The organism is Streptomyces sp. NPDC029164, assembly GCF_055563995.1.
In genome coordinates this window covers 79,203-101,703 of the sequence record NZ_JBVHWW010000030.1, presented here as the reverse complement: position 1 = coordinate 101,703, position 22,501 = coordinate 79,203, and the positions used below count along the sequence as shown (strand labels likewise).

The following is a 22,501-nucleotide window of genomic DNA, read 5'->3' as shown; positions in this document are numbered from 1 at the left end:
TGTGTCAGCGTTCTTCGTTGCCGCCGAACAGCGGCGGGTCCGGCGGCTTGGGGCCGCCGGTCTTGGTCGGCGTCGTCGTGGGCGTCGTCGTCGGCGTGGGGCCGCTCTTCGTCGGCGTGGGCTGCGTACTGGGGGTCACCGGCGTGGTCGGGGACTGCGCCGGGGCGCTGGGGGAGGCCGGCGGGCTGGAGGACGGGCTCGTCGTGGGCGTCGGCGAGGTGCTGCGGGACGGCACCTGCGTGGGGCCCATCTCCGCGTCCGACACGTCGAACTCGCCGGTTTTCACGCCCTTGAGCGCGGCGAGCGTGTACGCCTTCCAGATCGAGGCGGGGAAGCTGGAACCGCCCGCGCGTCCCAGGCCGGCGGTGCCGGTCAGGGTGACCTGGGTATGGGTGCCCGGCTCCTCGCCGAACATCGCGACGACGGTGACCAGCTCCGGCGTGTACCCGGTGAACCAGGCGGAGAAGTTCGACTCACTGGTACCGGTCTTGCCGGCCGCCTCGTAGGCGCTGCTCCTGACCTTGTTGCCGGAGCCGCCCTCGTCGTTGACCACGCCCGTGAGCACCTTGGTGACGGTGTCGGCGGTCTTGCGGCTGATGGCCTGGCTGCCGATGGCCTGCTGGGGCGCGAACTCGCGTTCCTTGTGCTCGGCGCTCTTGACGATCGTCGGCGTGACCTTCTTGCCGTGGTTGTCGAGGGAGGCGTAGACGCCGGCCATTTCCACGGTGCTCGCGGTCATCGTGCCGAGCGCCATGGCCGGCCTGTCCTCGGGCCAGCCCTCGCGGTCCACCATGCCGAGTGCGAGGGCCGTCTTCTTCACGTTCTGCGGCTTCACGTCCACGATCATCTGCGCGTAGACGGAGTTCACCGAGGAGTTGGTCGCCTCCTGGACCGTCATCAGGGGGGTGCCGTAGTTCAGGTTGTCCTGGTTCTGCGGGTTGAACGGGATCTTGCTGCCGACGACCGGTCGCTTGCTGGTGCCGTCGTAGAGCGAGTTCGGGGTGATCGGCTTGCCGTCCTGGGTCTTCGACCCGTTCTCCAGGGCGGAGGCGAGCACGATCGGCTTGAAGGTCGAGCCCGGCTGGTAGTCCTTGCGCAGGGCGTTGCTCTCGGACTTCTCCGTCAGGCCCTGGCCGCCGTACATGGCGACGATCGCACCGGTCTTCGCGTCCACGGAGGTCGCGCCGGCCTGGACGCTCTGGTCCTGGGGCCGGCCCTTGGGGTCCTTGCGGTCGAGCTTCGACTCCAGCTCGTCGTCGACGGCCTTCTCCAGCGCCGCCTGCTTCGCCTTGTCGACGTTGAGCGTGATGCTCCAGCCGCCGGCCGCGATCTGGGCGTCGGTGATGTTCTGCTTGTTCAGCTCGTCGTTGGCCGCCTGGACCAGGTAGCCCTTCTGGCCGTCCATGCCCGGGCGGGGCTTGGGCTTGATCGGCGGCGGGAGGGTCATGGTCTTGCGCTTGGCCGGGTCCAGCTTGCCCATCTCGACCATGTTGTCGAGGACGGCGTTGAAGCGGATGTTGACCAGCCGCGTGCCGTTCGGGCCGGCCGTCGCCAGGTCGTACTGGCTGGGGGCCTGGATGACCGCGGCGAGGTAGGCGCCCTGCTCCAGGGTGAGCTTGTCGGAGTCGACCCCGTAGAAGGCCTGGGCCGCGGCCTGGATGCCGTACGCGTTGCGGCCGTAGAAGTTCGTGTTCAGGTAGCCGACGAGGACGTCGTCCTTCTCCATGCGCTGGTCGACCTTGAGGGAGATCACCAGCTCGCGGAGCTTGCGCGTCGCCGACTGGTCCTGCGTCAGGTAGTAGTTCTTGACGTACTGCTGGGTGATCGTCGAGCCACCGGCCTTGCCCTTGCCGGTGGCCGTGTTGAACAGGCCCCGGGCCACGCCCATCACGTCGATGCCGCGGTCGCTGTAGAACGACTTGTTCTCGATGGCGATGAACGCGGTGCGGACGTCCTCGGGGATCTTGTCGATCGGCACGATCTCGCGGTTCGTGTCACCGGTGCGGGCCATGATCGAGCCGTCGGAGTACCGGTAGGTGTTGCTCTGGAGCGTGGCCTGCTTGTTGGGGTCGGTGGGTTCGTCCACCGAGAAGTAGAGGATGATCGCCGCGGCCATGAGGAGGAGGATCCCGCCGAGGAACGTCCCGAGGATCTTCTTCCACGTGAAGAAGCGACGTATGCCGCTGCGTTTGCCGGCGCCGCCCTTGTCCTTCGCGCCGCCCGCGCGTCTGCTCGGCGCACGCCCCGCACCGCGCTGCTGCGCCTTACGCACTTCTGCTCGGCCCATCGCTCCCGCTCCGCTCGATTACCCCCCCGACGTCAGCTCAGAAAGCTAACACCGCAGGCTGTGACAAAGGATGGTCAACCGTGACCAATATCGGTCAATTCGGACGTGAGAATCAGCACCCACATCACTGGAACCGACGCTCACCTAAGCCGAAGGGTTGCCGCAACGCAAAAAAGTGATATCACTTTGCTAGGCGGTCCGGGCGGCCGCGACCAGAGAAACGGGGCAAATGATGACGAACCAAATCGCCAATCCGGACGGGGTACGGGAGTTCACCGCGCGCAGCGTGGGCGGCGGTCTGGCCCTACTCCTCGGCCTGGCAGGCCTGTTGGCGGGCGGCGGGCTCATCGCGGCGGGCGCGGTGGCGACGGCCGCCGCGGCCAAGGCGGCGCTCATCGCCGCCGGCGTGCTCACGATCCTCGGCTCCGTGATAGCGATGAGCGGCCTGAACACGGTGGCGCCGGGCGAGGCCCGTGTCGTGCAGCTGTTCGGCCGCTACCGGGGCACGATCCGCACCGACGGACTGCGCTGGGTCAACCCCTTCACCTCGCGCGAGAAGATCTCCACCCGGGTGCGCAACCACGAGACGGCCGTCCTGAAGGTCAACGACGCCTACGGCAACCCGATCGAGCTCGCGGCGGTCGTCGTGTGGCGGGTCGAGGACACCGCGCGGGCCACCTTCGAGGTCGAGGACTTCACGGAGTTCGTCGAGACCCAGACCGAGGCGGCGGTCCGGCACATCGCGATCGAGTACCCCTACGACGCGCACGAGGAGGGCGGCCTGTCGCTGCGCGGGAACGCCGAGGAGATCACCGAGAAGCTGGCGGTCGAACTGCACGAACGGGTCGAGGCGGCCGGGGTGCACATCATCGAGTCCCGCTTCACGCATCTCGCGTACGCTCCGGAGATCGCCTCCGCGATGCTCCAGCGCCAGCAGGCGGGCGCCGTCGTGGCGGCCCGCAAGCAGATCGTGGAGGGCGCGGTGGGCATGGTCGAGCTCGCCCTGACCCGCCTGGCGGAGGAGGGCATCGTGGACCTGGACCCGGAGCGCAAGGCCGCCATGGTCTCGAACCTGATGGTCGTCCTCTGCGGTGACCGCGCGGCCCAGCCGGTGGTCAACACGGGGACCCTCTACCAGTGACCCCCGGCGGCGAGCAGAACCCGGCGGGCCGGCAGGCGCGCAAGCAGGTGCTGCTGCGGCTCGATCCGCAGGTGTACGAGGCGCTGGCCCGCTGGGCCGGCGAGGAGCTGCGCAGCGCGAACGCGCAGATCGAGTTCCTGCTCCGCCGCGCCCTCGCGGAGGCCGGACGCCTCCCCTCCAGCCCCGGCCCCATCCCCCGCCGCGGGCGCCCCCCGAAGTCCACGGACTGACCGCGCCCAGGGGCCGGGCCGCGCTCCACGCGGTCCGACCCCCGCCTTCCGCTCCCCTAGTCGGTGGGCCACACCGGGAGCGGGCGTACGGCTTCGCGCAGTGCGGCGGCGATCGCCCGGAACTCCTCCTGGCGGGCCGTCCCGGTGCGCATGGCCAGGGCGATCCGCCGCGAGGGCGCGGGCTCGGCGAAGTACCCGGTGGACAGGTACTCGTTGCGGGCGGTCTCCAGCCGCAGCGCGGTGCGCGGCAGCAGCGTCACCCCCAGTCCGCCGGCGACCAGCTGGACGAGGGTGGAGAGCCCCGCGGCGGTCGTCGTGACGTCCGCCCCGGTGGTGCGCCCCGCCTCCCGGCAGATGTCGAGGGCCTGGTCGCGCAGGCAGTGCCCTTCGTCGAGCAACAGCAGCTGCAGTCCCCGCAGTTCCTCCAGCGGGATGTCGCGGCGCCCGGCCAGCGCGTGCTCCCTGGGGGCGAGCAGTACGAAGTCCTCGTCGAACACGGGCAGTTCGGTGACCCCGGGGACTCCGAGCGGCACCGCCAGCAGGAGCAGGTCCAGCCGTCCGGTGGCCAGTCCCTCCAGCAGGGTGGCGGTCTGCTCCTCGTGCACCTGGAGGTCCATCCGGGGGTAGCGCCGGTGGAAGAGCCCGAGCACGGTCGGCAGCAGGTACGGGGCCACCGTGGGGATCACCCCGAACCGCAGGATCCCGGTGAAGGGGGCCCGTACCGCCTCGGCCTCCTCCAGCAGCCCGCCCATCGCGTCGAGCACCAGCTGCGCCCGGGCCGCGATCCGTTCGCCGGCCGGGGAGAGCAGCACCTTGCGGGTGGTGCGCTCCAGCAGCTGTACGCCGAGGGCCTCTTCCAGCGCGGAGACGGCTCCGGAGAGCGCCGGCTGGCTCATCCCGATGGCCGCGGCCGCGTCCCGGAAGTGCAGATGCCCGGCGACCGCCGCGAAGGCGCGCAACTGTGCGAGGGTCGGCTGTTTCGCTCCCCTGTTACCCACGGCCACTGATAGGTACCTCCGATCACCCACCACAAGACTAGCTATTTCCGTAATCAATGGAGGTGTGTCAGCATGTGAGATACGTCCAACCCCAGCGGAAAGCCCCCAAAAGGGGCTATTTCCCCTTTCTCAAGGAGAGCGCGTGCTCACTGTTGGTGACAAGTTCCCCGCCTTCGACCTGACCGCCTGTGTCTCGCTCGAGGCCGGTGCCGAGTTCGCGCAGATCGACCACAAGACTTACGAGGGCAAGTGGAAGGTCGTCTTCGCCTGGCCGCTGGACTTCACCTTCGTGTGCCCGACCGAGATCGCCGCCTTCGGCAAGCTGAACGACGAGTTCGCCGACCGCGACGCGCAGGTCCTCGGCTTCTCGCTGGACTCCGAGTACGTGCACCACGCCTGGCGCAAGGACCACGCCGACCTGCGTGACCTGCCCTTCCCGATGATGTCCGACATCAAGCGCGAGCTGTCGGCCGAGCTGGGCATCCTCGGCGAGGACGGCCTCCCGATGCGCGCCGTCTTCATCGTGGACCCGAACAACGAGATCCAGTTCTCGATGGTGACCGCCGGTTCCGTGGGCCGTAACCCCAAGGAGGTCCTGCGGGTCCTCGACGCCCTGCAGACCGACGAGCTGTGCCCCTGCAACTGGAACAAGGGCGAGGCCACCATCGACGCCGGCGCGCTGCTGGCCGGTGAGTGACGGATGTCCCTGGACTCCCTGAAGTCGGCCGTACCGGACTTCGCCAAGGACCTGAAGCTGAATCTCGGTTCGGTCATCGGCAACAGCGACCTCCCGCAGCAGCAGCTGTGGGGCACCGTCCTGTCCTGCGCGATCGCCGCCCGCTCCCCGCGCGTCCTGCGTGAGCTGGAACCCGAGGCGAAGGCGAACCTCTCGCCGGAGGCGTACACCGCCGCCAAGTCCGCCGCGGCGATCATGGCGATGAACAACGTCTTCTACCGCACGCGGCACCTGCTCTCCGACCCGGAGTACGGCACGCTGCGCGCGGGCCTGCGGATGAACGTCATCGGCAACCCGGGCGTGGAGAAGGTCGACTTCGAGCTGTGGTCGCTCGCCGTCTCCGCGATCAACGGTTGCGGTCAGTGCCTGGACTCGCACGAGCAGGTCCTGCGCAAGGCCGGCGTCGACCGCGAGACGATCCAGGAGGCCTTCAAGATCGCCTCGGTGATCCAGGCCGTCGCGGTCACCCTCGACGCCGAGGCCTCCCTCGAAGCCGGGGCCGTCCTCGTCGCCGAGTGACCACCCGTACGACCGTCAGGGCCCCCGCAGCCGTCTCCGGCCGCGGGGGCCCTGCGCGTTCACTTGCGCAGCGCGGCCATCAGCGCCCGCACGTCCTCGACCGCCGCCGCCACCAGGGTCTCCCGGTCGGGCCGCGCGGAGAGCGCCGACCGCGGATCGGGGCCGTCTTCGAACCGGTCGAAGAACATCACCTCAAGGAGGAACACCGCACCGCCGTCACGGACCCTCAGCCGGACCCCCTCGCCGCCACCGGGAGCACTGACGAGAGCCTGCTCCCCCAGGCCGGGGACCGACTCCCACTGGCCGGCGCCGTCGGCGCCGCTCCGGTCGTACCGGGAGCCGAGCTCGAACTCGGGCGTCGGATCGGTCTTCTTGTGCAGCTCGACCACGGCGGACACGAAGAACCCCCCGACGGCGGCCGAACGGTCACCGTTGTGGCTGCAGGACGCCCAGTCCATGGCCGGATGCCGGCCGCCCCGCTCCGGGTCGGAGTCCGTGAAGGCGCCCAGTGCCGCGGCCAGGGCCGGCGCCTTGAACTGGTCGCACAGGTCCTTCGTGACGCGGTGGCGGATCTCCGGCTCGTTCAGCCGGTCCCCGTAGGCGTACAGCCCGCCCGCCCACAGCGCGGAGGTGGCCACGACCGTCGCCGCCACCCACCACCACGGCCGGCGCGGCCCCCGCGCCTCGCGCACCACCGTGTCCTGCGCCACGGCGGCCTGCGGGACCTCGGCCGGCCGCCCCGACTCCCACGCCCCGTCCAGTTCCGGCTCCGTGATCATCCCGCCCCCTGCCCCTAGTCCTTCAGCGCCGCCATGAGCTCACGCATGTCCGCGATCAGCGCCGCCTGGACCGCGTCGGCGTCCGTGGCGGCCCGGCCGTCCTTCTCCGCGAAGCTGGTGACGAACACGCGGATGCTGAACACCGCGCCGCCGTCCAGCACCTTGAGGTTCAGCCCCCGCTCGCCGGCCCACGCCGTCATCACGGCACGCTCACCGAGGTCCGGCACCTCTTCCGTCCGCAGGTCGCCGACATTGGCGAGGTCGTCGACCGGCGGTACGCCGAACTCCGTCGAGGGGTCGGCCTTCTTGTGCAGGGCGAAGTTCACGTACACCGAGAAGTCCCGCGGATAGTCGGCGTTGTTGTTCAGGACGCACGTCGCCGCGTCCACGGCCGGGTGGCTGACCTCCTTGTTCACCGGCCTCTTGTGCAGGTCCCCGGTGATGCCGCTCAGCGCCTGGGCCCTGAAGTCCCGGCACAGGTTCTTCGTCGCCCGGTACGAGAGCGTGGGCGCCGACAGCCGGTCCCCGAGGGCGTACAGCCCGCCGGCCCACACCGCCGACGCCGCCACCACCCCGCCCAGCGCCCACAGCCACGGGCGCGAGGTGGCGGCCGCCGCCCGCTCGCGCGGCGCGAGCTGCTCGGCCGGCTCCGCCGCCCGCTGCGTGTCCCATTCGCCGTCCAGCTCCGGATCGGTGATCATGCCCGCCCCCCGCAGTCCCAAGTCCCGGGCGCCGCCATCGGCATGCGCCCGTCCTTGATCATCGCAGCCCGCGGCCGGTCCGGGCTAGGAACTGCGGTCGTCCTTGTCGGGTACGACGCCCAGGGCCGTCGAGCCGTGCGGGGCCGGACCGACCATGCCGGCGCCGTGGTGGCGCTGCTCGCGCGAGTACGCCCGCAGGTATCCCACCACCGTGTTGGTGACCGCCACCAGCGGAACGGCGACCACCGCACCGCCGATGCCCGCGATCATGCCGCCGGCGGCCACCGACAGCACCACCGCGAGCGGGTGCACCCGTACCGCACGGCCGAGGATGAAGGGCTGCAGCACGTGCCCCTCGATCTGCTGCACCGCCAGCACCACCAGCAGCACCATCAGGGCGGTCCACACGCCCTGGGTCACGAGCGCCACGACCACCGCGAGGGCACCCGAGACCACCGCGCCGACCAGCGGGATGAAGGCGAAGAGAAAGATGAAGACGGCCAGCGGCACCGCCATCGGCACGTCCAGGAAGTAGATGCCGAGGCCGATGAAGATGGCGTCGATGAGCGCGACGATGACCGTGCCGCGCACGTACGCGGTCAGTGTGCGCCAGGCCCGCGGACCGGCCCCGGCGACACCGGCCCGGGCGGCGTTCGGGACGAGGCCCAGGGCCCAGTTCCAGATGCGCTTGCCGTCGTAGAGCAGGAAGAGCGTCGAGAACATCGCGAGCAGGATGCCGGTGAGGACCTCGACGAGGACCGTCACGCCCTGGAGGCCGGCGGAGGTGATCTGCTCGGTGTTCGTCCCGATGGTCTCGCTGAGGTTCTTCGCGATGTCGTTGATCTGCTTCTCGGTCACGTGGAACGGACTGTCCAGTGCCCAGAGCTTGAGCTCGTTGATGCCGTCGCGGACCCGGTCGGACAGGTCGTCGAGGTTCTCCATGACCTGCCAGACCACGAACCAGCCGACGAGCCCGATGACCACGAAGCCGAGGATCGCCGTGACGGCCGTGGCCAGCCCCCGCGGCAGGCCCAGCCTGCGCAGCCGGACGACGAAGGGCTGGAGCATCGCGGTGACGAGCATGGCGGCGGCGAAGGCGAGGACGACCAGGCGGACTTCGCTGATCACCTTCATCAGCACCCAGAGCATCCCGGCGAGGAGCAGCAGCCGCCAGCTGGCCTCGGCCGCGACGCGCATCCCCCAGGGGATGACGCTCGCCGGTTCGGGGCGCTCGGGGACGGCCGGCGCGGCCGGGTGCGGTGCGGGGGCCTGCGGGGCGGCGACGGGCGGTACGGGCGCGGCGGCGGGCGGCTCGGAAGCCTTCGGCGCGGGCGCGGCCGCGGCGGGAGCCCGTAGGTCTCCACCGGTCTCGGCCTCGACCTCGGCGCGCCGCTCGTTGAGCCGCGCCTCCATCCGGTTCAGCCTGTTACCGAGCCGGCCGAGCCAGCCTTCCCGCTTCGCCATGTCGCTTCCTTCCCCCGCCCCCGTGTTCGGGCACGCCTCGAAGACCGTACACGCGAGAAGCCCCGCACCGTAGGACGGTGCGGGGCTCCTCGAGGTTGAGCGCGCTCTAGTACCAGCCGTTGGCCTGGTGGTACGTCCACGCGGCGCAGGGGCTGCCGTAGCGGACGTTCATGTAGTTCAGGCCCCACTTGATCTGCGTGGCGGGGTTGGTGCGCCAGTCCGCGCCGGCCGAGGCCATCTTCGAACCGGGCAGTGCCTGGACCAGACCGTACGCGCCCGAGGACTTGTTCACGGCCAGGTAGTTCCAGGTGGATTCCTGGTTGATGATGTTCGAGAAGCACTGGAACTGGCCGGCCGGGACCATCTGCTGGGCGATGGCCTTGACCTGAGCGACCGTGTAGGAGCTCTGCAGGGCGAAGTCGCCCGCGTCGCGGGCGGCGGAGCGGCTGGCGACCTCTGCCTTCGCGTCGCGCTCCTTCTTCGCCTTCTCGTCCGCCGCCTTCTGCGCTTCGGCCTTCTTGGCCTTGGCGTCCTCGGCGGCCTGGAGGCGGGCGCTCTCCTCGGCCGAGCGCTTGGCATCGGCGTCGGCGGCGTGGGCGATGGTGTCGGCCTGCTGCGTCAGCGACGCGCTCTGGACCTCAGCCTGGTCGCCGACCGGGATGTCGGCAAGGAGAGTCGCGCCGGAAGCGGTCGTCTCGAGATCGTTCGTGGGGTCGCCGGTGGCAACGCCCACGACTGCGCCGACGGTGGTGACCGCGGTGGCCGAAGCCACGGCGAACCCCCGGACCGAGATCCGGCTCACACGGTGTCCTTCCAGCAGCGTCCGCAGTGACCGCGCGGGCGCAAAAGTGCCCCTCGACTCTGGCCTCCGTGGTTCTACGGTCACTGGAGGCGCGGGCCCGTGGACAACTCCCTCGCGGGGGTTGCTCCGTGAAACTCCGGGCGGCATACGGCATTCGACTGTGGAGTTGTGGTGCTGCGCGTACCTCACGGGAGATACAGAAGTGCCGTATGCGGGGCCTGACGGAAACCAGACTCTGCCGGAACGCGACACCGCAAGGCAATTCTCCGTTGCGTGGGAAAGGTCACACCTGGCATGTCGCCATCTGTTTCGCCAAAGGCCTGTGCAGCACGACGCCGCCCGGCTAGGCTCTCGGGCCTTTGCCGGGCGGCGCCAACTCACCTTCCCGCTATGAGGTTTTTGACCGTTTCGGCCTCCCGGAAGGGGGCGCTGTCGGGGTCAGAGGTTTTCGAGCATCTCGGTGACCAGTGCGGCGATCGGGGAGCGCTCGGACCGGGTGAGCGTGATGTGCGCGAAGAGCGGATGTCCCTTCAACTTCTCGACCACGGCGACGACTCCGTCGTACCGGCCGACCCGCAGGTTGTCCCGCTGGGCCACGTCGTGGGTCAGAACGACCCGCGAATTGGCCCCGATTCGGGACAGAACGGTCAGCAGGACGTTCCGCTCCAGCGACTGCGCCTCGTCCACGATCACGAAGGCGTCGTGCAGCGAACGGCCGCGGATGTGGGTGAGCGGCAGGACCTCCAGCATCCCGCGGTTCAGCACCTCCTCGATGACCTCCCGCCCGGCGACCGCCGAGAGGGTGTCGAAGACCGCCTGCGCCCAGGGGCTCATCTTCTCGGCGGCGTCCCCGGGCAGGTAGCCGAGGTCCTGGCCGCCGACCGCGTACAGCGGCCGGAAGACCATCACCTTCTGATGCTGCCTCCGCTCCAGCACCGCCTCCAGGCCGGCGCACAGCGCCAGCGCGGACTTTCCGGTGCCGGCCCGGCCGCCCATCGAGATGATCCCGATCTCGGGGTCGAGGAGGAGGTCCAGCGCGATGCGCTGCTCGGCGCTGCGGCCGTGCAGCCCGAAGGCCTCGCGGTCGCCCCGTACGAGCTTCACGTTGCCGTCCGCGGTGACCCGGCCGAGCGCCTTGCCGCGCTCGGACTGCAGGACCAGTCCGGTGTGCACGGGCAGCTCGGCGGCCTCGGGCACGTAGAGCCGCTCCTCCGAGTAGAGGAGGTCCACCTGCTCTCCGGAGAGGGCGAGCTCGCTCATGCCCGTCCAGCCGCCATCGGTGATCGCGAGCTCCGCCCGGTACTCCTCCGCGATCAGCCCCACGGAGGAGGCCTTGATGCGCAGCGGGAGATCCTTCGAGACCACCGTGACGTCGTAGCCCTCGGCCTGCAGATTGCGGGCGACGGCGAGGATCCTCGAGTCGTTGTCCCCCAGTCGGAAGCCGGCGGGCAGGACACCCGGGTCGGAGTGGTTGAGCTCGACACGCAGGGTGCCACCCAGATCGCCCAGCGGGATGGGAGCGTCGAGGCGACCGTTGCGAACCCGGAAGTCGTCGAGCAGGCGCAGGGCCTGGCGCGCGAAGTAGCCGAGTTCGGGATGGTGCCTCTTTGCCTCCAGCTCGGTGATCACCACGATCGGGAGCACGACCTCGTGCTCGTCGAAGCGGGAGATCGCGTTGGGGTCTGCCAGCAGGACGCTGGTGTCGAGGACATAGGTCCGCCTGTCGGGCAGGCGGCGCTTCGTGCTGGTCACCACGGAAGGACGTACCCCCTCGGAAGAGGTCGGGCCATGAAGACCGGACCGGTCATCGGCACCCATGCCGGGGCCGATTTCCGGCCCTCCCACTCCGTCCGTGCGCATCGCACGTGCGTCCTGGTGCAAAGGGCCTCCCGGGCGGACGACCCCATGCCGTCCGCTGAGACTCGACACCCGTGGATCGGGCGTCGACCTGAAAGGGATATTCCCCGATCAGGCCAGGCCATGCCATGGCATATGACGGACGCTCGGTGAATCCCTGGTGAAGGGTTCGAGGGAAGGGGCCGAGGGGATCCGCGGGGACCTGCCGGCCCCGCGCGGGATCAGGTGCCGTAGCGCCGGTGGCGGGCCGCGTAGTCGCGCAGGGCCCGCAGGAAGTCGACCTTGCGGAAGGCCGGCCAGAAAACTTCGCAGAAGTAGTACTCGGAGTGCGCGCTCTGCCACAGCATGAATCCGGACAGCCGCTGCTCGCCGCTGGTGCGGATCACGAGGTCCGGGTCGGGCTGGCCGCGCGTGTAGAGGTGCTCGGCGATGTGGTCGATGTCGAGGATCTCGGCGAGCTCCTCGAACGAGGTGCCCTTCTGCGCGTGCTCCAGGAGCAGCGAGCGCACCGCGTCGGCGATCTCCTGCCGGCCGCCGTAGCCCACCGCCACGTTGACGAGTATCCCGTCGACGCCGTGGGTGGCCTCCTCGGCCTCCTTCAGGACGCTCTGGGTCCCGGCGGGCAGGATGTCGAGGTTGCCGACGTGGTGGACGCGCCAGCGGCCGTCCGCGGCGAGGCCCCTGACGGTGTTCTCGATGATGTTGAGCAGCGGTCGGAGCTCGACCTCGGGACGGTCCAGGTTGTCCGTGGACAGCATCCACAGGGTGACGACCTCGACGTCCGTCTCGGTGCACCAGCCGAGCATCTCGGAGATCTTGTCGGCGCCGGCCTGGTGGCCCTGCACCGTGGAACTCCCCGAGGCCTTCGCCCAGCGCCGGTTCCCGTCCAGGATGACGCCGATGTGCTTGGGCGCCGCGTCATGGTCGAGGCGGCCTTCCACCCGGCGTGCGTAGAGCCTGTACACCAGGTCGCGCAGCTTCACGATCTTCCAGCCCCTCCGTGCAATGCCCCCGTGCCATTTGCGGTCTCCCCCGAGGCGGCCACATTACTGCGCGGCGGGATGGGGTACCCAACTCGGTCTGTCACAAGTCCGTGATAGGGAGGACAACGTGACTGATACCAATCCCTATCGGGCAGAGCCCTCGCGCTACGACTCCATGGAGTACCGGCGCACCGGCCACAGCGGCCTCAAGCTCCCCGCGATCTCCCTCGGCCTCTGGCACAACTTCGGCGACGACAGGTCCCTGGAGTCCCAGCGGGCGATCCTGCGCCGGGCCTTCGACCTCGGCGTCACCCACTTCGACCTGGCGAACAACTACGGACCGCCGCCCGGCTCGGCCGAGCTCAACTTCGGGAAGATCTTCGCGCAGGACTTCGCGTCCTACCGCGACCAGCTGATCCTCTCCACCAAGGCCGGCTACTTCATGCACGAGGGGCCCTACGGCGAGTGGGGCAGCCGGAAGTACCTGCTCAGCTCGCTGGACGCCTCGCTGAAGCGGATGGGCGTGGACTACGTCGACATCTTCTACTCGCACCGCTTCGACCCGGAGACCCCGCTGGAGGAGACCATGGGCGCCCTCGCGTCCGCGGTCCAGCAGGGCAAGGCGCTGTACGTGGGCGTCTCCTCGTACACGGCGGAGCAGACGGCCGAGGCCGTGCGCATCCTGCGCGACATGGGCGTGCGCCCCCTCATCCACCAGCCCTCGTACTCCATGATCAACCGCTGGACGGAGGAGGACGGGCTGCTGGACACCCTGGAGGACGCCGGCATGGGCTGCATCTCCTTCGCGCCGCTCGCGCAGGGGATGCTGACCGCCAAGTACCTGAAGGGCATCCCGGCGGACTCGCGCGCCGCGCAGGGCAAGTCCCTCAACCCGGACCTGCTGTCGGACGAGGTGCTCCGCCGGCTCGTCGGCCTCAACGAGATCGCGGCCCGCCGCGGCCAGTCCCTGGCCCAGCTGGCGCTCAAGTGGGTGCTGCGCGACGAGCGGATGACGTCGGCTCTGATCGGCGCTTCCAGCGTGAAGCAGCTGGAGGAGAACGTGGCCGCGCTGGCGTCCGCGCCGCTCTCCGAGGCCGAGTTGAAGGAGATCGACTCCTTCGCGGTGTCCACCCCCGGCACCAACATCTGGGCCCAGCGCGGCTGACCTGCGCGTTCGTCTCACCGGCCAGCCGAGGGGCGGTGAAACGAAAAACGGGCCGGTCCGTGGGGGGGATACGGACCGGCCCGAGGGGGGGGTTCCACCATAACCCTTCGTAAAGCATGCTGCGTGCATTGGCGCGCCACGACTACGCTCCGAAACCACCCAGCAGCACTCCGGTGAGTGTTCCGGCCGCCATGAAGGGGCCGAAGGCGAAGCCCTGCTCGCGGGTCCCTGAGCCGCGGAGCAGCAGGATGAGGCCGTACAGGGCCCCGTAGAGGAGCCCCAGGAAGGCCCCCGCCGCCCATACCCCCCACCCGTACCACCCAAGAGCGACCCCCAGCGAGAGCGCCAGCTTGACGTCCCCGAAGCCCATCCCGGCGGGGTTGATCAGGTGGAGCAACAGGTACGCGGCTCCGAGCGCGCCGCCGCCGAGCAGTGCGAGCCGCCAGTCGCCTCCGGCGCGGGGCAGGAGGGCGGCCACCCCGAGCAGGGCCGCCGCACCGGCCGCGAGCGGGAGGGTCAGTACGTCGGGCAGCCGGTGCACGGCGCGGTCCACGAGGGCGAGCAGCACGACCACCGGGGCGAGCCCCACGTGGACCATGACCTCGGGGCGGGCCCCGACGGCCGCCGCGAGCACGGCACAGAGCGCCCCGACGAGGACGGCGAGGGGGACGGCGGCTCGCCCGTAGAGGTGCGGCGCCGCGTCCGCGGTCGGCAGGGTGTCCGAGCCCCGCACGACGACCTCCGCGGCGACCCGGCAGCGGGCCGGGCCGAGCCAGCCGCGCACCCGGTGCCTCTCCGGACAGCGGTCACGCCAGGGCTCCCCCGGCTCGACGGAGAGCCGGTACGCGGCACGCGGCAGCAGCCATCCGGCGGTGGCGCCGTAGCCGGCGGCGAGAACGATCAGGGCGAGTCCCATGCGGCGACGGTAGCCCCGAGGGCCCCCGCCGCGCGTGGCTTCCGGGGCCCGGCCCCGATCTCCCCGCCGGCGTTCGAGGCGCGGGGTCCGGGACGGAGCCCCGATCTTCAAGCCCCGCCGGCGTTTGAGGCGCGGGGTCCGGGGGCCCGGCCCCGAACCCCGCCGGCGTTCGAGGCGCGGGGTCCGGGGCGGAGCCCCCGGCGCCTAGGCTGGCCGGCATGGCGAACTGGCAGGACGGCCCCGGCACTCTGCACGCCGGCACGCACCGCATCCCCGTGGAGGTCGCCACCTCGTACGGCGCAAGAACCCGCGGCCTGCTCGGCCGGGACGGGATCGACGGCGCCATGCTCCTGACCCCCGCCGCAAGCGTGCACACCTTCCGGATGCGCTTCGCGATCGACGTGGCCTACCTCGACCGGAACCTCCGCGTGCTCGCCGTGGTCACCATGCCCCCGGGCCGCCTCGGGCTGCCCCGCCCGCGCTCCCGGCACGTCCTGGAGGCGGCGGCCGGAGCCATGGCCGGCTGGGGGCTGCGCCCCGGGACCGCCGTCAAGGTGGACGTACCGGGGCGTCTCACGCCCGGCTAGGCGGCACCCCTTCGCGGCAGTAGGTTGGGGCGGTTGAGCTGGGGCATCAGGGGAGCGGCATGACGGAGAACGCGCGGATCAAGGCGCTGGAGCAGATCATGCCGGCGACGCACGGCGCCGACGAGGACATCGACTGGCCGGCGGCCGAGGCCGCTTGGGGGACCCGGTTCCCGGCCGATTTCATCGCGTTCATGGGCCGCTTCGGCGCGGGCTCGATCAACGGCGAGGCGAGCATCCTGCTGCCGCTGCCCAAGCCCGGACTCCAGTGGGATCCGGCGGAGATGGCCGAGGAGACCGAGAACGCCCGGCAGGCCTGGGAGACGGAGGGCGGTCGCGCCGCCTTCGACGTGGACCCGGAGGCGATCATCGCCTGGGGGGTCACCGGCGGCTCGGACATCCTGTGCTGGCTCACCTCCGACCCCGACCCGGACCGGTGGCCGGTCCTCGTCTGCGGGCGGCACACCGCCGACTCCTTCGCGGTGTATCCGTACGGCATGGCCGAGTTCCTCTACCGGCTCTGCTCCGACGAGTTCGACGTGAGCCCCGTCAGCATCACGTTCTGGGACGGCGGCCACCTCAGCTTCGTGCACTGGCGCAAGGCCCAGCGGCGCTGGCAGGAGGGCCGCAACCCGGAGACGGGCGAGCCCGACCCGTACGCCGGCGAGTTCGCCGACTGAACCGCCGGGCCCCTCAAGGCCCTCGCCCGCCCCCAGCCCGTTTCCGTGACCGGAAACGGGCTTTTCGGCAGGTCTACGCGCGTCCGAGTCGTTGATCACATATCGGAAAACACCAGCCGGAAAAGCCGCACTTGGAGCATTGACCACAACTACGCCCCCAATGCAATCAACCACCCCTTCGTCGGGAGAGAATTCCGGCCAACGGGCACATCCAGATACACCTCAGCCCGGAGCAACTCATAAGTAACAACGGGATTCAAAAGAAAATCAGGGGAATACACCCGTGCGACGAAGAATCTTCGGCACGACCGCCACCACGGTTGTGCTCGGCCTGTTGATGCCTCTGGCCGGATGTGGTGGCTCCGGAGACAGTGCAGGTGACGGCAGTACGCTGCATCTGGTCGCCGCCGAATACGGCGACAGCTCGGCCACCAGTTCCAAGCCCTACTGGGACAAGATGACGGCTGATTTCACCGAGGCCAACCCCGGAATCAAGGTCGACGTCAAGCTCCTTCCGTGGGCCGACATCGACCGCGAGGTCTCTCGTATGGTCAAGGCCGGCAAGGCGCCGGATGTCGCGCTCATGGGCTCTTACTCGGACTTCGCGGCCCAGGGTCAGCTCTATCCCGCGGACGAACTCCTCTCGGTCACCGCCGAGGCGAATTTCCTCCAGCCGCTCGCCGACGCCGGTTCCGTCGGCAACACCCTCTACGGCCTGCCCTTCGTGGCGAGCAGCCGCCTCCTCTTCTACAACCAGGCGCTCTTCACCAAGGCCGGCATCAAGGAGCCCCCGAAGACCTGGTCCGAGCTCAAGGCCGCCGCGAAGGCGCTCAAGGACAAGGGCGTGGCGTACCCGTACGCGCTGCCCCTCGGCCCGGAAGAGGCGCACGCCGAGGCGATGATCTGGGAGCTGAGCAACGGCGGCGGCTACGCCGACAGCGCCGGCAACTACGCCCTGGCCTCCGATCAGAACATCAAGACGTGGGGCTGGGTCAAGGACCAGCTGGTCGCCCCCGGTCTCACCGGACCGACCGCGCCTTCCAAGCTCAACCGCGCCGACGCCTTCGCCGCCTTCCTGCGCGGCGAGGTCGGCATGCTCAACGGCTACCCGTCGCTCGCCCACGAGGCGCGCGGCAAGGGCATCACGGTCGGCACCACCGCCATGCCCGTCTCGGACGACCTCGGCGTCGGGGAGAACCCGCCGGCCGTCGGCGTGGCCGACTGGATGATGGCCTTCAAGCAGAGCGGGAAGCGCGAGGAGATCGCCAAGTTCCTGGACTTCGTCTACCAGGACAAGAACCTGACCGAATTCGCCAACCGCTACCACCTGCTGCCCTCGACCATCACCGCGTCGCGCACCCCGGCCGGCGGCGGCCTGGACAAGAACGACCAGCAGTTCCTGGACGCGCTGCGCGGCGCACAGCTCTACCCGGTGAACGACCCGACCTGGCTGACGGTCAGCGACACCATCAAGCGCAACATCGGCCGCGCCGTGGAACCGAACGGCGACCCGAAGGGCGTCCTCGAGGACATCGCCGCCCAGGCGAACCAGGCCGCCAAGAAGAACTGAAAGACCCTCGACACGGGACTTTCACCCCGGCCGCAGAGCACCCCATGCGGCACCATGGCCACTACGGCACTTGATCCAAGGCCGCGGCCCAGTCGCCCGCCGAGCACCCACAAGGTGCGCGGGGCGGCCGGCCCCCACTCGTCAGCGCTGCTGTCCGTGGTTCGTGGCGAACGCCGTCCGGTACTGCTCGCAGCTGGAGTTCCAGCGCAGCGTGCCCGTGAGCGTCCCGTAGCCCGAGCGCGTCACCGACCACTCCACCGCGTACTCACCGGTGTCACAGGCGATCCGCTTGCCGCCCGCGACCTTCTCGCGCCCGGTCGCGGGCTTCCCCGTCAACTCCTTGCGCACCTGCGCCACCTCGGCCCCCTTGGCCGTCCGCAGCACGGCGCGCACGACGATCGGGTGCGTGCCCTCCTTGACCGTCACCGCCTTCTTCACCACCGTCGAGTCCGACACCGACCAGGCGAACTCGTACGAGGGCAGCCACGCCAGCGTCTTCGGGTCGGCGACCTGGCGCTCGAGGGCCGGCCCGTCGGGGTGGCCGGGGCGGGCGACCGTCTTGTACTGGACCCCCGGGTAGAGCCGGAACTGACCCTGCACCTTGTGCATCTCGTCCTTGGTCCACATCGACTTCATGCCCTTCTCGCCGCCTGCCGGGTCCTGGAGGTACGGCGCCTCCGCGGCGGTGGCCGGCTGGCCGAGGGCGGGGGCGAGGGCCGCCGCGGCGGTGGCGAGGGCGAGGGCTGCGATGCGGGTGCGCTTCATGCCCGGCCCAACGGGACCCTCCGGCGGGCCGGAACGACGCCGGGCGCGCTTTCACCCGTACGGGAGCGCGGTGGCGCCGTCGACGTACGCGGCGGCCGATCCGGCCTCAGGCCTGACCGGTCTCGAAGCGGCTGATCCGGCCGCCGCCGGGGGCGATGACGAAACGCCAGGTGGTGCGCATCTCGCCCCAGGTGTCGTTGCGGTAGTTGACGAGCAGGGTGCGGCCGCCGTCGGACTCGGACTGGACGTCCATGTGGCCGCCGGAGTCGAAGATCTCGCGGTCGATCCACTCGTGCAGGTCGCGGTCGGAGCCGTCGTCGGACATGGTCGCGTCGGCGGTGAGGACCGCGAGGAAGGCCTCCTTGTCGTGCGCGTTGACGGCGGCGACGAGGGCGCCGACCGAGGGGTCGGACAGTTTGCCGGGGGCGATGGCCACAGGAGCCTCCTGGTGGTGCGTACGAGTGGTGCGACCAGAGAACAACGCGGGTGGCTCCGTACGGTCGACCCTCACCCGTTCGCCGGGCGGACGGCGTGTCAGGGGGCGGTGCGGACCGGGAAACCGGTGGGGCGGCCCTGCTCCTCGAGCCAGTACAGCACCTGGTCGAGGGCGTCGACGGTCTGCGCGCGGTTGCCGCCGCCGTCGTGGAAGAGCACGGTCGGGCCGTTGCCGATCTCGCGCTTGACGGCGTCGACGATGGCGGCCGTGCCGGGCTTGCCGAAGTCCTTCGTGTCGACGTTCCAGCCGAGCGGCCGCATCCCGTGCGCGGCGGCGATGCGCCGGCTGTCAGGGGTGAACGCGCCGCCGGGGGCGCGGTAGTACTCCACCTTCGCACCGCTGCCCGCGGCTTCCTCTATCAGCTTCTTCGCGTCCAGGATCTGCTGCTCCTGGTAGGCGACGGGCTTCTTGTCCATCGCGGTGTCGTGGTCCATGGAGTGGTCGCAGAGCCGGTGCCCGGCCGCGACCACCTTCTTGACGAGGTCGGGGTGTGCCTTGGCCTGGGGGCCGACCATACAGAAGGTCGCCTTGACGCCGTGCCGTTGGAGGACCTCCAGCACCTTCGGGGTCCACCGGGGGTCGGGGCCGTCGTCGATGGTGATGTTGACGGCGTTCTCCCCGGCCTCCGACGCGTGGGCTATGCCCTCGGGTATCGCCTGCGGCCGCGACCCGGCGGCGCCACCGGGGTCCGTCGGCCGGGACACGTTCTGTTGCGTGGCGGCCTTGCCCGGCTCCACCAGGGTCGCCACTCCCCACACGGTCGCCGCGACGGCGGCGGCCGAGGCCACGACGACCACACCTGCGCGAATGCCCCGCTTGTTCTCTCCCGCCATGAACCTCATGAAGTGTCCACTCCCCATCCGCTGTGTGAGCGTTCCGTGGATCAGGACGTCCCACGCCACCGAGGAGTTCCAGTCAATTAGGCCTTAAATTCCATGTAATGACACCAAAGTGACTGATGGGACTTTAGCCCCGATCCCCAACTGGGGGTGTGTGCCGAGGTGACGCCGCGATGCCACCCGTTTCCCGCTGCGGGCGCCTCTGACGCCGGCGAAGCCGCAGTGGTGCGGCCGCGGTGCATGGCGCGACTCAAACGCCGGCGAGGCTGAATTCGGGCTGGGGTAGCAGCCGGGCCGGTTGGGACGGGGTCGGGTGTGTGCCGGGGTGTCCCCGCAGGGCGCCGAACACAACAAGGCCGATCAATCCGACCCCTCGTCACGTTCGGCGCCCGAGGAGACACCCCGGCGCGCGCCCGACCCCGGCCCAATCGGCCCCCACCCCGGCCCAAGCGGCGCAGCCAACAGGCGGCACCACCGACCGTTCCGGTGATGCCGCCTGTTGTGTCGAACCGTTAGAACCGATCAGCGTGCGACGGACTCCTGAGCCGCAGGAACGGCGGCCTCATCCGGAGCCTCGGCCGCCGGCGCCGGCCCGGCGCCCCGCAGCGGCACCTCCTTGACGAACCAGGCCGCCGCGAACCCCAGTACGGCGATACCCGCGCCGAGCAGGAACGCCGAGTGCGTACCGGCGGCCACCGCGTGCTGGTAGGCGTCCCGCACGACCTCCGGCAGCTTCGCCAGGCTCGCCGCGTCCAGCTGCGCGGACCCCGCGGCCCCGGCCGCCTCCGGCCCCAGCCGCTCGGACATGGTGTCCGTGACCCGGGTCGTGAAGAGGGAACCCATCAGCGCCACGCCGAAGGATCCGCCGAGCGTACGGAAGAGCGTCGCCGAGGACGACGCGACGCCCATGTCCTTCATCTCGACGCTGTTCTGCGCGACCAGCATGGTGATCTGCATCAGGAAGCCGAGCCCGGCGCCGAGGACGGCCATGTACAGCCCGGACACCAGGCGGGTGGTGTCGGTGTCCATCGTCGCGAGCAGGAACAGCCCGACGACCATCAGCGCACCGCCGATGATCGGGAAGATCTTGTACTTGCCGCTGTTGGTGGTGACACGTCCCGCGATCAGCGAGACGACCATCATCGAGAGCAGCATCGGCAGCAGGAGCAGCCCCGAGTTGGTGGCGGACGCGCCCTGCACCGACTGCTGGAACAGCGGCAGGTACAGCACGCCGCCGAACATCGCGAAGCCGACCAGGAAGCCGATCACCGACATGAGGGTGAAGTTGCGGCTGCGGAAGATGTGCAGCGGCATGACCGGCTCTTCGGCCTTGGTCTCGGCGTAGAGGAAGGCGGCGGTCGACAGCACGCCGACGACGATCAGGCCGATGATCTGGCCGGAGCCCCAGGCGTACTCGGTACCGCCCCAGGTGGTGACGAGCACGGTGGAGGTGATGGCGATGGTCAGCAGCGCCGCGCCGAGGTAGTCGATCTTCGGGCGGACCCCCGGCTCCGTCTTCTTCGGCAGGTGCAGCACCGCCGTCACCATGGCGAGCGCCACGGCGCCGAGCGGCAGGTTGATGTAGAAGGACCAGCGCCAGCCCATGTGGTCGGTGATGGTGCCGCCGACGAGCGGGCCGCCGATCATGGCGAGGGACATCACGCCGGCCATCATGCCCTGGTACTTGCCGCGCTCACGGGGCGGGATCAGGTCGCCGATGATCGCCATGACGCCGACCATCAGACCGCCGGCGCCGAGGCCCTGGATCGCGCGGAAGCCGATCAGCTGGCCCATGTCCTGGGCCATGCCACTGAGCGCGGAGCCGATCAGGAAGATGACGATCGAGGTGAGGAAGGAACCCTTCCGCCCGTACATGTCGCCGATCTTGCCCCAGATCGGGGTGGAGGCGGCGGTGGCCAGCGTGTAGGCGGTGACCACCCAGGAGAGGTGCTCCAGGCCGCCGAGCTCGCCGACGATGGTGGGCATCGCGGTGCCGATGATCATGTTGTCGAGCATCGCGAGCAGCATCGCGATCATGAGCGCCATGAGGACGACCCGTACGCTGCGCGGCTTCACCTCCCCCGAAGTCCCCGCAGGCTTGACTGAGTCCACCATGTCCACTCCCCCGGCCCACAGGCCCTGCTACTCGCACTTCGTCCCGCACCGGCACTTACTTGCCGCCCGGCTAGTTCACTACACTGGGGACGGTAGACCCGTAACTAGCCGGGCGTCAAGTAAGTAATTTGGGGAGAGCCATGTCCAGCAGCAGTCCGCAGCGCCGCCGTGGCGACACGCGTCAGCGCATCCAGGACGTCGCACTGGAGCTCTTCGTCGGGCAGGGGTACGAGAAGACGTCGCTGCGCGAGATCGCGGAGCGGCTGGAGGTCACGAAGGCGGCGCTGTACTACCACTTCAAGACCAAGGAAGACATCATCATCAGCATCTTCGAGGACCTGACCCGGCCCATCGACGAGCTGATCACGTGGGCCGAGGGCCAGCCGCGGACGCTGGAAACCAAGCGCGAGGTGCTGCGGCGCTACAGCGAGGCGATGGCGGCGGGCGCGGCGCTCTACCGGTTCATGCAGGAGAACCAGGCGACCATGCGCGAGCTGAGCATCGGCGAGACGGTGAAGGCGCGGCTGTTCCGCCTGGTGGAGCTGCTGCGCACGCAGGACGGCCCGCTGACGGACCAGGTCCGCTGCGTCAGCGCGCTGTTCACGCTGCACGCCGGGATGATGTTCCTCCAGCACGTGGAGGGCGACCCGGAGGAAACCCGCCTGGCAGCCCTGGAGGTCGCCACGGACCTCATCACCCAGGCGCACCACGAGGCCTGACGACGCATCCGGCGGCGTGGCGGTTCACATGCCGCGGCGCGCGCGGGCGGCGAGCGCCCGGGCAGGGCCGCGGGGGCGGTTGAGTACGGCTACGCGTACCCTCCCCCGATGCCCGGCGGAAGCTGTCGGCATGGCGCAGCGCTCCCACGACCCCA

At 70.0% G+C, this 22,501-nt stretch carries 22 protein-coding genes; 9 read left to right on the top strand and 13 right to left on the bottom strand.

Going from position 1 to position 22,501, the window contains the following annotated elements; genetic code table 11:
• Positions 1-4: 4 nt before the first annotated feature.
• The gene (locus ACZ4VT_RS27010; RefSeq protein WP_467953396.1) at positions 5-2,287 is read right to left on the bottom strand and encodes a transglycosylase domain-containing protein; all 2,283 of its coding nucleotides are present in this window, start codon (positions 2,285-2,287) and stop codon (positions 5-7) included.
• Positions 2,288-2,516: 229 nt separating this feature from the next.
• Between ACZ4VT_RS27010 and ACZ4VT_RS27005 the strand changes: the two genes are divergently transcribed.
• Together ACZ4VT_RS27005 and ACZ4VT_RS27000 are read left to right on the top strand one after the other, a co-directional pair.
• Positions 2,517-3,428 (top strand): SPFH domain-containing protein, encoded by a 912-nt coding sequence (locus tag ACZ4VT_RS27005; RefSeq protein ID WP_467953394.1) that lies wholly within the window; start codon positions 2,517-2,519, stop codon positions 3,426-3,428.
• Positions 3,425-3,658 (top strand): type II toxin-antitoxin system antitoxin, encoded by a 234-nt coding sequence (locus ACZ4VT_RS27000; protein ID WP_467953392.1) that lies wholly within the window; start codon positions 3,425-3,427, stop codon positions 3,656-3,658. Before ACZ4VT_RS27005 ends, ACZ4VT_RS27000 begins: the two co-directional genes overlap by 4 nt.
• A 56-nt stretch (positions 3,659-3,714) precedes the next feature.
• Here ACZ4VT_RS27000 and ACZ4VT_RS26995 read toward each other — a convergent pair whose 3' ends face one another.
• A complete protein-coding gene (locus tag ACZ4VT_RS26995; RefSeq protein ID WP_467953390.1) occupies positions 3,715-4,662 on the bottom strand; it encodes a LysR substrate-binding domain-containing protein in 948 nt (315 codons plus the stop codon).
• A 136-nt stretch (positions 4,663-4,798) separates the two neighbouring features.
• Here ACZ4VT_RS26995 and ACZ4VT_RS26990 point away from each other — a divergent pair, with 136 nt between their 5' ends.
• Together ACZ4VT_RS26990 and ACZ4VT_RS26985 are read left to right on the top strand one after the other, a co-directional pair.
• On the top strand, positions 4,799-5,353 hold the full coding sequence (locus ACZ4VT_RS26990) for a peroxiredoxin (protein ID WP_030713953.1): 555 nt from the start codon (positions 4,799-4,801) through the stop codon (positions 5,351-5,353).
• Positions 5,354-5,356: 3 nt separating this feature from the next.
• The gene (locus tag ACZ4VT_RS26985) at positions 5,357-5,911 is read left to right on the top strand and encodes an alkyl hydroperoxide reductase (RefSeq protein WP_467953388.1); all 555 of its coding nucleotides are present in this window, start codon (positions 5,357-5,359) and stop codon (positions 5,909-5,911) included.
• A gap of 59 nt (positions 5,912-5,970) precedes the next feature.
• On the opposite strand, the gene ACZ4VT_RS26980 is transcribed toward ACZ4VT_RS26985, so the two are convergent.
• The 6 genes from ACZ4VT_RS26980 to ACZ4VT_RS26955 all read right to left on the bottom strand — a co-directional run bounded on the left by ACZ4VT_RS26980 (position 5,971) and on the right by ACZ4VT_RS26955 (position 12,497).
• The gene (locus ACZ4VT_RS26980) at positions 5,971-6,690 is read right to left on the bottom strand and encodes a hypothetical protein (protein ID WP_467953386.1); all 720 of its coding nucleotides are present in this window, start codon (positions 6,688-6,690) and stop codon (positions 5,971-5,973) included.
• Between the two features lie 14 nt (positions 6,691-6,704).
• Positions 6,705-7,391: a hypothetical protein gene (locus tag ACZ4VT_RS26975; protein WP_467953384.1), complete on the bottom strand. Its 687-nt coding sequence runs from the start codon at positions 7,389-7,391 to the stop codon at positions 6,705-6,707.
• Between the two features lie 84 nt (positions 7,392-7,475).
• Positions 7,476-8,855, bottom strand: a complete 1,380-nt coding sequence (locus ACZ4VT_RS26970) for an AI-2E family transporter (RefSeq protein WP_467953383.1) — start codon at positions 8,853-8,855, stop codon at positions 7,476-7,478.
• A gap of 106 nt (positions 8,856-8,961) precedes the next feature.
• Entirely contained in the window at positions 8,962-9,657 is a 696-nt protein-coding gene (locus ACZ4VT_RS26965; protein ID WP_362797498.1) for an aggregation-promoting factor C-terminal-like domain-containing protein, read from the bottom strand.
• Positions 9,658-10,095: 438 nt separating this feature from the next.
• Positions 10,096-11,412, bottom strand: a complete 1,317-nt coding sequence (locus ACZ4VT_RS26960; protein WP_467953382.1) for a PhoH family protein — start codon at positions 11,410-11,412, stop codon at positions 10,096-10,098.
• Between the two features lie 323 nt (positions 11,413-11,735).
• Positions 11,736-12,497 (bottom strand): isoprenyl transferase, encoded by a 762-nt coding sequence (locus ACZ4VT_RS26955; RefSeq protein ID WP_362797502.1) that lies wholly within the window; start codon positions 12,495-12,497, stop codon positions 11,736-11,738.
• 127 nt (positions 12,498-12,624) lie between these two features.
• On the opposite strand from ACZ4VT_RS26955, the gene mgrA reads away from it, so the two are divergent.
• Complete coding sequence (mgrA, locus tag ACZ4VT_RS26950; protein WP_467953380.1) at positions 12,625-13,662, top strand: L-glyceraldehyde 3-phosphate reductase; 1,038 nt, start codon at positions 12,625-12,627, stop codon at positions 13,660-13,662.
• Positions 13,663-13,804: 142 nt separating this feature from the next.
• On the opposite strand, the gene ACZ4VT_RS26945 is transcribed toward mgrA, so the two are convergent.
• Positions 13,805-14,578 (bottom strand): prepilin peptidase, encoded by a 774-nt coding sequence (locus ACZ4VT_RS26945; RefSeq protein WP_467953379.1) that lies wholly within the window; start codon positions 14,576-14,578, stop codon positions 13,805-13,807.
• 218 nt (positions 14,579-14,796) lie between these two features.
• Between ACZ4VT_RS26945 and ACZ4VT_RS26940 the strand changes: the two genes are divergently transcribed.
• The 3 genes from ACZ4VT_RS26940 to ACZ4VT_RS26930 all read left to right on the top strand — a co-directional run bounded on the left by ACZ4VT_RS26940 (position 14,797) and on the right by ACZ4VT_RS26930 (position 17,412).
• Positions 14,797-15,165, top strand: a complete 369-nt coding sequence (locus ACZ4VT_RS26940) for a DUF192 domain-containing protein (RefSeq protein ID WP_467953377.1) — start codon at positions 14,797-14,799, stop codon at positions 15,163-15,165.
• Between the two features lie 59 nt (positions 15,166-15,224).
• Positions 15,225-15,842, top strand: coding sequence for an SMI1/KNR4 family protein (locus tag ACZ4VT_RS26935; protein WP_467953375.1), 618 nt, complete (start codon positions 15,225-15,227; stop codon positions 15,840-15,842).
• Between the two features lie 283 nt (positions 15,843-16,125).
• Positions 16,126-17,412, top strand: a complete 1,287-nt coding sequence (locus tag ACZ4VT_RS26930) for an extracellular solute-binding protein (RefSeq protein WP_467953373.1) — start codon at positions 16,126-16,128, stop codon at positions 17,410-17,412.
• A 141-nt stretch (positions 17,413-17,553) separates the two neighbouring features.
• Here the strand turns inward: ACZ4VT_RS26930 and ACZ4VT_RS26925 are convergent, their stop codons facing one another.
• The 4 genes from ACZ4VT_RS26925 to ACZ4VT_RS26910 all read right to left on the bottom strand — a co-directional run bounded on the left by ACZ4VT_RS26925 (position 17,554) and on the right by ACZ4VT_RS26910 (position 21,627).
• Positions 17,554-18,177, bottom strand: coding sequence for a hypothetical protein (locus ACZ4VT_RS26925; RefSeq protein WP_467953372.1), 624 nt, complete (start codon positions 18,175-18,177; stop codon positions 17,554-17,556).
• A 106-nt stretch (positions 18,178-18,283) separates the two neighbouring features.
• Complete coding sequence (locus ACZ4VT_RS26920; protein ID WP_467953370.1) at positions 18,284-18,613, bottom strand: nuclear transport factor 2 family protein; 330 nt, start codon at positions 18,611-18,613, stop codon at positions 18,284-18,286.
• 98 nt (positions 18,614-18,711) lie between these two features.
• Entirely contained in the window at positions 18,712-19,506 is a 795-nt protein-coding gene (locus ACZ4VT_RS26915) for a polysaccharide deacetylase family protein (protein WP_467953369.1), read from the bottom strand.
• Positions 19,507-20,034: 528 nt separating this feature from the next.
• A complete protein-coding gene (locus ACZ4VT_RS26910) occupies positions 20,035-21,627 on the bottom strand; it encodes an MDR family MFS transporter (RefSeq protein ID WP_467953368.1) in 1,593 nt (530 codons plus the stop codon).
• A gap of 140 nt (positions 21,628-21,767) precedes the next feature.
• On the opposite strand from ACZ4VT_RS26910, the gene ACZ4VT_RS26905 reads away from it, so the two are divergent.
• Positions 21,768-22,346, top strand: coding sequence for a TetR/AcrR family transcriptional regulator (locus tag ACZ4VT_RS26905; RefSeq protein ID WP_362797520.1), 579 nt, complete (start codon positions 21,768-21,770; stop codon positions 22,344-22,346).
• Positions 22,347-22,501: the final 155 nt, after the last annotated feature.

Bases quoted from the DNA above. Each gene is read 5' to 3' on its own strand.
- ACZ4VT_RS27010 (WP_467953396.1), bottom strand. From the start codon at position 2,287: ATGGGCCGAGCAGAAGTGCGTAAGGCGCAGCAGCGCGGTGCGGGGCGT.
- ACZ4VT_RS27005 (WP_467953394.1), top strand. From the start codon at position 2,517: ATGATGACGAACCAAATCGCCAATCCGGACGGGGTACGGGAGTTCACC.
- ACZ4VT_RS26985 (WP_467953388.1), top strand. From the start codon at position 5,357: ATGTCCCTGGACTCCCTGAAGTCGGCCGTACCGGACTTCGCCAAGGAC.
- ACZ4VT_RS26980 (WP_467953386.1), bottom strand. From the start codon at position 6,690: ATGATCACGGAGCCGGAACTGGACGGGGCGTGGGAGTCGGGGCGGCCG.
- ACZ4VT_RS26975 (WP_467953384.1), bottom strand. From the start codon at position 7,391: ATGATCACCGATCCGGAGCTGGACGGCGAATGGGACACGCAGCGGGCG.
- ACZ4VT_RS26970 (WP_467953383.1), bottom strand. From the start codon at position 8,855: ATGGCGAAGCGGGAAGGCTGGCTCGGCCGGCTCGGTAACAGGCTGAAC.
- ACZ4VT_RS26945 (WP_467953379.1), bottom strand. From the start codon at position 14,578: ATGGGACTCGCCCTGATCGTTCTCGCCGCCGGCTACGGCGCCACCGCC.
- ACZ4VT_RS26940 (WP_467953377.1), top strand. From the start codon at position 14,797: ATGGCGAACTGGCAGGACGGCCCCGGCACTCTGCACGCCGGCACGCAC.
- ACZ4VT_RS26935 (WP_467953375.1), top strand. From the start codon at position 15,225: ATGACGGAGAACGCGCGGATCAAGGCGCTGGAGCAGATCATGCCGGCG.
- ACZ4VT_RS26925 (WP_467953372.1), bottom strand. From the start codon at position 18,177: ATGAAGCGCACCCGCATCGCAGCCCTCGCCCTCGCCACCGCCGCGGCG.
- ACZ4VT_RS26915 (WP_467953369.1), bottom strand. From the start codon at position 19,506: ATGGCGGGAGAGAACAAGCGGGGCATTCGCGCAGGTGTGGTCGTCGTG.
- ACZ4VT_RS26910 (WP_467953368.1), bottom strand. From the start codon at position 21,627: ATGGTGGACTCAGTCAAGCCTGCGGGGACTTCGGGGGAGGTGAAGCCG.
- ACZ4VT_RS26905 (WP_362797520.1), top strand. From the start codon at position 21,768: ATGTCCAGCAGCAGTCCGCAGCGCCGCCGTGGCGACACGCGTCAGCGC.